At 47.9% G+C, this 9,666-nt stretch carries 1 protein-coding gene; it reads left to right on the top strand.

Annotated features, from left to right (window positions below):
• Positions 1-654: 654 nt before the first annotated feature.
• Positions 655-9,633, top strand: coding sequence for a cadherin domain-containing protein (locus tag SIB58_RS15605; RefSeq protein ID WP_414494680.1), 8,979 nt, complete (start codon positions 655-657; stop codon positions 9,631-9,633).
• Positions 9,634-9,666: the final 33 nt, after the last annotated feature.

Genomic DNA, 9,666 nt, shown 5'->3' with positions numbered 1-9,666 from the left:
TTCGCATTAAATCCAAATTATTCATTAAAGATGGAACAGCCATAAGCCTGCTTCACTTCAACGATTTTGCGCGCCAGGAGAAGCAATAGAAGCCTGGAGCGCTTGAAAAGCATCAATCCGCTGGGCAGTTGAGCCAGAACCGCGATGCTGCCTGTATCAGCAACTCAACGATACGGGTGAGAGAGAATAGGCAGGCTGGAAAGCAGAAAAACCCGATCAGCTCACCAATACTTTGTTTGCTGCTGAGAAACTCAAAACAGACAAAGCATGACCATTGGCAGACGGAAAAACCTCCACCAAGCCAGTATCGAATGCCTGCCTAAGGGTGTGAACAACACAGCAAACCAGCACCCACAAACCGCTTAATCCAGGGCGAGATCTGGGGCTGAAACCTACAAAGTTGAGATCAATCGCCCCCACAGGGATCACCGGTCGTGGGCCATCGGGCAGAGCGATCCCAGCAACGACAAGGCGACCTGAACAAATCTGCACATGAATTTCTCGCACGATCAGGCCCATACAGACGTTGGCAATGCTTAGAAATAGCTAAAAATTAGGTGAGTGATTGATGAGACGATCGAGGATGCCCATAGCTGCAGCTGGTTACGTCGTGATCATGAGGAGCTTGCTGCGCCTTAACAGAGGGAAGGTGCAATGAGAAATCCAAGCGATGCGTCATCAGGCGAGAAGCCAGAAGTTGCGACTGGGAGAAGCAAAACAGAAAACACAATTAACGAAGACTGTGCGTATCCTTACCAACCGACCGGAATTCAGCTCAACCCAGCAGAAGCCACTCCACCAAGAGCTACCCAGAATTCCCCCCAGCAGATCTCAGAGCAGACAACCCACCCCATTGATGTTGACAGCGGAATAGGCCACACCCTTTCTGAACATGAAAACGCATGGCAAAGCAGCCTGCACAGAGCAGCAAAAAATGGCGATCTAATTTTCTCAAGCAAAACAGCCTTAGAACTACTAGAGGTACCCACAAATCTTCAAGAAATCAACGCCCAGCTAACGGAAAAGAACTATTCATTACTTCCTGAGATTGCTCTACTTCCAAGCCAAAAGATGTACGGCCGTAGAGGCGCGTATTCTTCGACAAATGGCAAGATTTTTCTGAACCAAGACTGGCTCAAAACGGCGTCATTTAAAGATACCACCAGAGTGCTGAATGAAGAGCTTGGCCACCACTTTGATCAAATACTGAACAGCAAAGATACAAAAGGCGACGAAGGGGAATATTTCGCTGAATTGCTTGCGCGAAGCGATCAAGACCAACCAATTGATGATTTAGTCCGGGATGAAATACAAAGCGACGATGACCATGGAGTGATCATCCAGGACGGTAAACACCAAGAAGTTGAATTCTCAGCCTGGAATGGAAAAAGAACAAAATGGGTGAAGGCTGGAATAGTTTATATAGATGACAACAACAGTGCAACGAAAATCGTTGGAACTGCCGGCAGGGACAGCATCAATGCTGGCTGGGGTGAAGACTGGATTTACGCAGGAAAGGGCGACGACAAACTGATCGGTGGGTCACACAAGGATCAATTATTTGGTGAAGATGGCAATGATTACCTTGTCGATAAATCAACCAACAGCCGAGATAATAAGTCAAACCATATGTTTGGCGGCGATGGAAATGACATCTTTATCGGAGGCAATAAAGCAGACATTCTTCGAGGAGATGGCGATAACCAAGCAAGGGAGAACTCGCGCAACAAGGGCAGCGATTGGATCAGAGGCAACAAAGGAAATGATCTGCTGACTGGCGGAATTGGCAATGACGTCTTAGAGGCAGGGGCTGGGCAAGACCGACTCCATGGTGGACCTGGAGCTGATTCCCTTTCCGGTGGGACGGTTTCCGGCAAAGGACCGCATGGCCTCAACCCATATGCCCACATTTTTCAAAATGATGGCGATTCTCATATCTGGACGAATGCGGGCGGCTTAGAGACCAGTCCAACACTTTCACTCGGATCGACCATTGAATTCAACAACGGCGTTGATGTTATCTACAAATTCAACCATCGAAAACACAAGCTCTATTTACCGAATAATTCATACAATGTCCTGTCGGCAGGCGATTCTCTTTCCAGCCTCACTATTGGCGATAATTACTTTATCCAAGGATCTTACTCAAGAGATACATTTCAATCAAAAATCAATCCCACTGTTCATGGGACGTTCACCACAGGCATCGGAAATGGTCACATTTCCTACCTTACTCTATACAACGCGCAATCAACCAACTTTTTTGACAGGAAAAATACAAACTTTCTTGTTATTCAATTCGACACTCTCAATGGCTCAGACCCTGAGGATCTCGATAAGAAATTGACTGACAATACATATGCCTTACAAAAAGCTCCAGTCCTGATACAAGGACCTTCCGGCAGAGCAGGGGATCATGCTGTTGCACTCAATCTCCTAGAAAATACTCAGCAAGTTCATACCTACACCAATGCATCGTCCGATTACTTTGGACCTAATGTTGCATCCAAAAACAGAAACAAAACAACCTATTGGTTCATCAGAGGCGGTGATGACGCAGACAAGTTCACCATCGACCGATCAACTGGCTTATTAGAGTTCTCATCAGCTCCGACCTACGCCAACAAGACAGATACCAATGGAGATGGCATCTATGAAGTCAATGTTCATGCCACACATAGCCCAAAAACACTCAATGATTTCGACCTAAAGAGAAATATCAATAGCGTTGATGTTTGGCAATCTTTATCGATAACGATTGCTCAGCCTAGTGATCCTGATATTGCTGATGTCACTATTGCCAAAGATGAAAACATCCCTGCTGGCTCTGAAATCACTAACCTGAGTGATGCCTCCGGTGGTGATACCGACGCCGATGGCAGTGCTCTCTCCTACACCATCACAGGTGGGAATGGTGATGGCCTCTTTGCCATCAATAAAACAACAGGATCCATCACCCTCGCTTCTGGGCAAGCTCTCGATTACGAATCCAAGTCTTCACACTCGCTCACCATCTCCGCCACCGCAGCTGATGGTGGATCTCCTGATACAGCCAGCGTCACCATCAACGTCGACAACGTCAATGACAACAATCCCAACGTTGCTGATGTCACTGTTGCCAAAGATGAAAACATCCCCGCTGGCTCTGAAATCACTAACCTGAGTGATGCCTCCGGTGGTGATACCGACGCCGATGGCAGTGCTCTCTCCTACACCATCACAGGTGGGAATGGTGATGGCCTCTTTGCCATCAATAAAACAACAGGATCCATCACCCTCGCTTCTGGGCAAGCTCTCGATTACGAATCCAAGTCTTCACACTCGCTCACCATCTCCGCCACCGCAGCTGATGGTGGATCTCCTGATACAGCCAGCGTCACCATCAACGTCGACAACGTCAATGACAACAATCCCAACGTTGCTGATGTCACTGTTGCCAAAGATGAAAACATCCCCGCTGGCTCTGAAATCACTAACCTGAGTGATGCCTCCGGTGGTGATACCGACGCCGATGGCAGTGCTCTCTCCTACACCATCACAGGTGGGAATGGTGATGGCCTCTTTGCCATCAATAAAACAACAGGATCCATCACCCTCGCTTCTGGGCAAGCTCTCGATTACGAATCCAAGTCTTCACACTCGCTCACCATCTCCGCCACCGCAGCTGATGGTGGATCTCCTGATACAGCCAGCGTCACCATCAACGTCGACAACGTCAATGACAACAATCCCAACGTTGCTGATGTCACTGTTGCCAAAGATGAAAACATCCCTGCTGGCTCTGAAATCACTGACCTGAGTGATGCCTCCGGTGGTGATACCGACGCCGATGGCAGTGCTCTCTCCTACACCATCACAGGTGGGAATGGTGATGGCCTCTTTGCCATCAATAAAACAACAGGATCCATCACCCTCGCTTCTGGGCAAGCTCTCGATTACGAATCCAAGTCTTCACACTCGCTCACCATCTCCGCCACCGCAGCTGATGGTGGATCTCCTGATACAGCCAGCGTCACCATCAACGTCGACAACGTCAATGACAACAATCCCAACGTTGCTGATGTCACTGTTGCCAAAGATGAAAACATCCCTGCTGGCTCTGAAATCACTAACCTGAGTGATGCCTCCGGTGGTGATACCGACGCCGATGGCAGTGCTCTCTCCTACACCATCACAGGTGGGAATGGTGATGGCCTCTTTGCCATCAATAAAACAACAGGATCCATCACCCTCGCTTCTGGGCAAGCTCTCGATTACGAATCCAAGTCTTCACACTCGCTCACCATCTCCGCCACCGCAGCTGATGGTGGATCTCCTGATACAGCCAGCGTCACCATCAGCGTTGGCAACGTTGATATCAATGCTCCATCCATCAACAACACCAGCAAAAATGTCCTTGAAAGCCAGGCCGAAGGCATCACAATCATTGATATCAATGATGACAACGGCACTGATACCGACAATGACGGCGATGCCATCTCATACAGCTTCGCGACAAATGGCAATCCAGATGGATTATTTACAATTAATTCATCCACTGGTCATCTCTCAATTGCCAGCGGAAAGAAACTTGACTATGAAAGCAAACAAAGCCATAGCGTTACTGTCTTAGCCAGTGATGGCAGTAAATCGGATACTGCTCTCATCAATATCAACGTCGTCGATGTTGATGAGTTCGATCCCTCTCTCTCTGATAAGAATTCAGCAGACAACTCCATTGCTGAAAATGCTGCCGCTGGAACCTCCGTTGGCGTGACCGCCCTCGCAGCTGATGCCGATGCCAATACCTCCTTCTCCTACGCCTTCTCCGGTTCTGGAAACCCAAACGACCTCTTTGCCATCAACTCTTCAACAGGCGTTGTCTCCCTCGCCTCAGGCAAAGCTCTTGATTACGAATCCAATACCTCCCATTCCTTCACCGTTGTTGCCACCTCAACAGACTCCAACAGCAACACCAAAACCGTCTCCAAGCAGTTCACCGTCAACGTCGTTGATGTTGATGAGTTCGATCCCTCTCTCTCCGATAACAATTCAGCAGCTAACTCCATTGCTGAAAATGCTGCCGCTGGAACCTCCGTTGGCGTGACCGCCCTCGCAGCTGATGCCGATGCCAATACCTCCTTCTCCTACGCCTTCTCCGGTTCTGGAAACCCAAACGACCTCTTTGCCATCAACTCTTCAACAGGCGTTGTCTCCCTCGCCTCAGGCAAAGCTCTCGATTACGAATCCAATACCTCCCATTCCTTCACCGTTGTTGCCACCTCAACAGACTCCAACAGCAACACCAAAACCGTCTCCAAGCAGTTCACCGTCAACGTCGTCGATGTTGATGAGTTCGATCCCTCTCTCTCTGATAAGAATTCAGCAGACAACTCCATTGCTGAAAATGCTGCCGCTGGAACCTCCGTTGGCGTGACCGCCCTCGCAGCTGATGCCGATGCCAATACCTCCTTCTCCTACGCCTTCTCCGGTTCTGGAAACCCAAACGACCTCTTTGCCATCAACTCTTCAACAGGCGTTGTCTCCCTCGCCTCAGGCAAAGCTCTTGATTACGAATCCAATACCTCCCATTCCTTCACCGTTGTTGCCACCTCAACAGACTCCAACAGCAACACCAAAACCGTCTCCAAGCAGTTCACCGTCAACGTCGTTGATGTTGATGAGTTCGATCCCTCTCTCTCCGATAACAATTCAGCAGCTAACTCCATTGCTGAAAATGCTGCCGCTGGAACCTCCGTTGGCGTGACCGCCCTCGCAGCTGATGCCGATGCCAATACCTCCTTCTCCTACGCCTTCTCCGGTTCTGGAAACCCAAACGACCTCTTTGCCATCAACTCTTCAACAGGCGTTGTCTCCCTCGCCTCAGGCAAAGCTCTCGATTACGAATCCAATACCTCCCATTCCTTCACCGTTGTTGCCACCTCAACAGACTCCAACAGCAACACCAAAACCGTCTCCAAGCAGTTCACCGTCAACGTCGTCGATGTGAATGACCTCGGACCAGAGCTGAAGGACGTCTCCATTGATGTTCAAGACTCCATTACAAGCGCAAAGGAGATCACGGATCTCAATGATGACAACACCAAGACTGATCAAGACGCTGAAGGAAGCTCGATTCAGTACTCCATCACAGGAGGAAACGACAAAAATATTTTTACCATCAATGAAAGCAGCGGCAAAGTCAAACTAAAGCCAAACAAAAGACTTAATTTCAATAAGTCAGACCTGCATATTCTCGAGATTAAGGCCACAGACGGCGTCATAGCTGACACAGCCAAAATAACGATCAATGTTCAGGATTCAAACACCGCTCCAACTGCTGTTGAAGACACAATCACTCTCATGGAGGGTGGCACGGCTAATGCCAATAAAAGCAACGGGCTGATTCAGACTAATGACAGTGATGTCCAAAATGACCCACTCAAAATCTTTAAATTTTTCACTGGAAGTAAAGAAGATAGTAGCAAAAAAAGGGGATTCTTCGGTCAGTCCATTCAGGGAGATCTGGGGGAGCTGACTTTAGAAGAAGATGGTTCTTATCAATACGTTGCCAATCATTCCGACGAGCTGGCAACAGCTGAAACAGGACTCGATTCGTTTCACTATATCCTGAGTGACGGAAAACTAGATAGCACAGCCAACTTTGAATTTGAAATCACTGGGGTCAACGATGCTCCCTTTCTTGTGGATGCAATCAGAACCAAGAAATACATCGAAGGCCAAGGAAATATCACTGTAATCGATGGCAGCCTAGACATTATTGATGCCGATGACACCAATATCGAAAGCGCTTCCGTATCCTTCACCCAAGGAACTTACGAGTCAAGTGAAGACGTTCTTGGGTTTAACGATGCTTTTGGAATCACAGGAGCCTGGAACTCATCCAATGGCACCTTGTCACTCACAGGCTCAGCAACACTATCCAACTATATCAATGCTCTGCAAACAGTCACCTATAAAAATAGCGATGACATCAACCCTGTCATCGGGTTAAGAACCATCGAATGGTTGGTCAACGATGGTGAAACAAACTCAATTGCTGTAAACTCACAACTCGACGTTGGTGGCAGAAACGACTCGCCAACAAGTGTCGATGAAGCAGAAGAAGTCGATGCGGGTTCAAGCATCAGTGCAGCAACTAAATCAAACCTTCTAGCCAATGATGCTGATCCAGAAGGAGATACCCTCACGATTCAATCATTCCGACTTGGGAAAGAGCAACAAAGCAATGTTGAATTCCTAGCAGGAAGCACGCTGACCGGTACATACGGGAAGATAACCATTGAGGCCAATGGATCATACGTCTATACAGCAGACCAAATAGCCTCCAAAAGATTACTCATTGATCAGACCCGCACAGAAACATTCACCTACACTATTTCTGATTCACAAGCAGTCGATACTGGAGAAATCGAAATCACCATTAGAGGAATTAATGACAAGCCAAAAGCAAACAATGACGTGTTTCAGATCGAAGAAAACAGCTCTAAGTTCAGGCCAAGAGTCATCGGTTTGCTGTCTAATGATACTGATATTGATGGAGATCCACTCTACATCAAGGCTGTCAGAGCAGGACGAAAAACAGTCTCTACTGCACACGTCATTGCAACACCCCTACAAACTCAAAGCAATCCAACAGAGGCCGGAGTCCAGGACAATCAAGTCCATTCAGAAAATCAGAATAATTCATCAGACCTGAAGAATCGAAGCCTCAAATCGACAGACAGTGCCCAAATCACCAGTGCAAGCACTAAAACTCAGAGTATTGACCTAAATGCAGGAGAACAAAACAACAATTCTGAGCATGAAACACAAAGCAATCAACCTACAACAAGAACTCAAAGAAGTGGGATAAACACAGACAGCCAAATCAATACCAAAAACAAGAGCAACACACCAGATCCAAAAACTCAGAACCTCAAAAAAACAGACGCATCTCAAATTAGCGGTGCAAACATTAAACCTCAGAGCATTGAGACAAACGCGGTAGAGAAAAACAACAATTCTGCGAATGAGGCTCTAAGTAATCAATCAAATACAGCCACTCAAAACAGGCAAATTACGGTTACAAACCAAAATCTAAGCACCACTAGCCTCGGCACAGAAATACAAGGAACCTATGGCAATTTAACTGTTAACCAAGATGGGTCATATCGCTACACAGCCAACCTGGCTGATGCTCTTGATAGTGGTGACAGAGAAATCGACCGCTTCACCTACACGCTCACCGATCTCGGCAGCGATGACAGCGCTGAAATGGCGATTGAGGTGACGGGCATCAACGATGCACCCGTCTTAGCTGCCGTCACAGCGGGGACCATTACTGATCAAACCAATTCATCAGCTCTGACAAGCAGCAACATCTCAGGTCAATTGTCAGCAACGGATGCCGATGCATCTGCGGTTTTGAGCTACGGAATCAATGGCAACAGTGGTTCAACCGCATCAGGTAATTACGGCACATTGAGCCTCAATCGCACAACTGGAGCCTATGAATACATACCCACCACCGCTGTGATTGAAGCCCTCAATCAAGGTGAAAGCGTTTCCGATTCCTTCGAACTGTTCGTTTCGGACGGCAGCCTTACAGCGACGAGATCCTTCCAGGTCAACATCACCGGCGCCAACGATGCCGTTAGCGGTGGCCGAGGAGGAAGTGGTGGTGGCAGTGACAGTGGTGGTCGTTATAGCGACAGCAACAGCCAAAACAACATCAACACTGCTCAGCCACTTGCAACTCCCAGTGAACTGGTCAGAAACACCGATGACACTGGCTTCCGTGTCACAGGAGAAAGCGGTGTTTGGGTCCAGCTGGAAGTTCTCAGAAACGACTCTGACTGGCAGAACAGCCTGCAAATCGTGAATGCTGATGGAGAAGCTATTGGATCCATTGGCGCCACCAGAGATTCCACCAACATGGGACAAACTGAACTCTTTCTCAGCGGCGGTAGTGAGATCAAATTCCATCAATCAAGCCATAATCAGAAACTCATTCAGTCCCCAGATCTACAAATCGATTCACAGCTCGACAACAGCTTCATGCTCCATCTTGAAGACACTGACAATCAAGAAAGGGATTACGACGATTTATCCTTAAAAATCACCACCTCTCAACAGTCCCAGAACATCAACGCTTTCAAACTCGCCTCAGAGCAAGATCACGTCAACGATTCAATCCTGAACATGACGGATCTCAATCCAGGTGCAACCAAACTTCGTTTGACATTCAAAAGCGACTGCGGCGACACCAATCGAGTGGCTTTTGTCAAACTCACTGCTGACGATGTCAACGGATTCACCGTTGACGGAATTGCTTCGTCAGACGAAAACGCCTTTGAAGCAGCTGTTCGTGACAGCCTGATCAACCCGAACAACACAGAGATCCTGATGAGCGGAGACAAGACAATGCAAATCGATTGGACATTTGATCAAGCTGATGAAGGTTTTTATGCTCCTGTTTTTATCAATCAGGAAACAGATCGTTTGTTTGCATTCGGCATCACCAACACGTCGGACAGCCAGGGCTCCATCAAAAACCTGGGCAGCAACTTTTTCGGATACGAAGACAAAATCTCATCGCCAAGCTCGGACTGGGACTTCAACGACATCACCATGTTGGTGGAAATGATCTGAGCCTTTGGAGCCAACCCGGTGGCATTGGAGAAT

Origin of the sequence: Synechococcus sp. MIT S9504 (assembly GCF_047497135.1) — a bacterium.
Classification (GTDB): Bacteria; Cyanobacteriota; Cyanobacteriia; order PCC-6307; family Cyanobiaceae; genus Synechococcus_C.
Note: the sequence above shows the minus strand (reverse complement) of the source record. Positions and strands in the feature narration are given on the sequence as shown.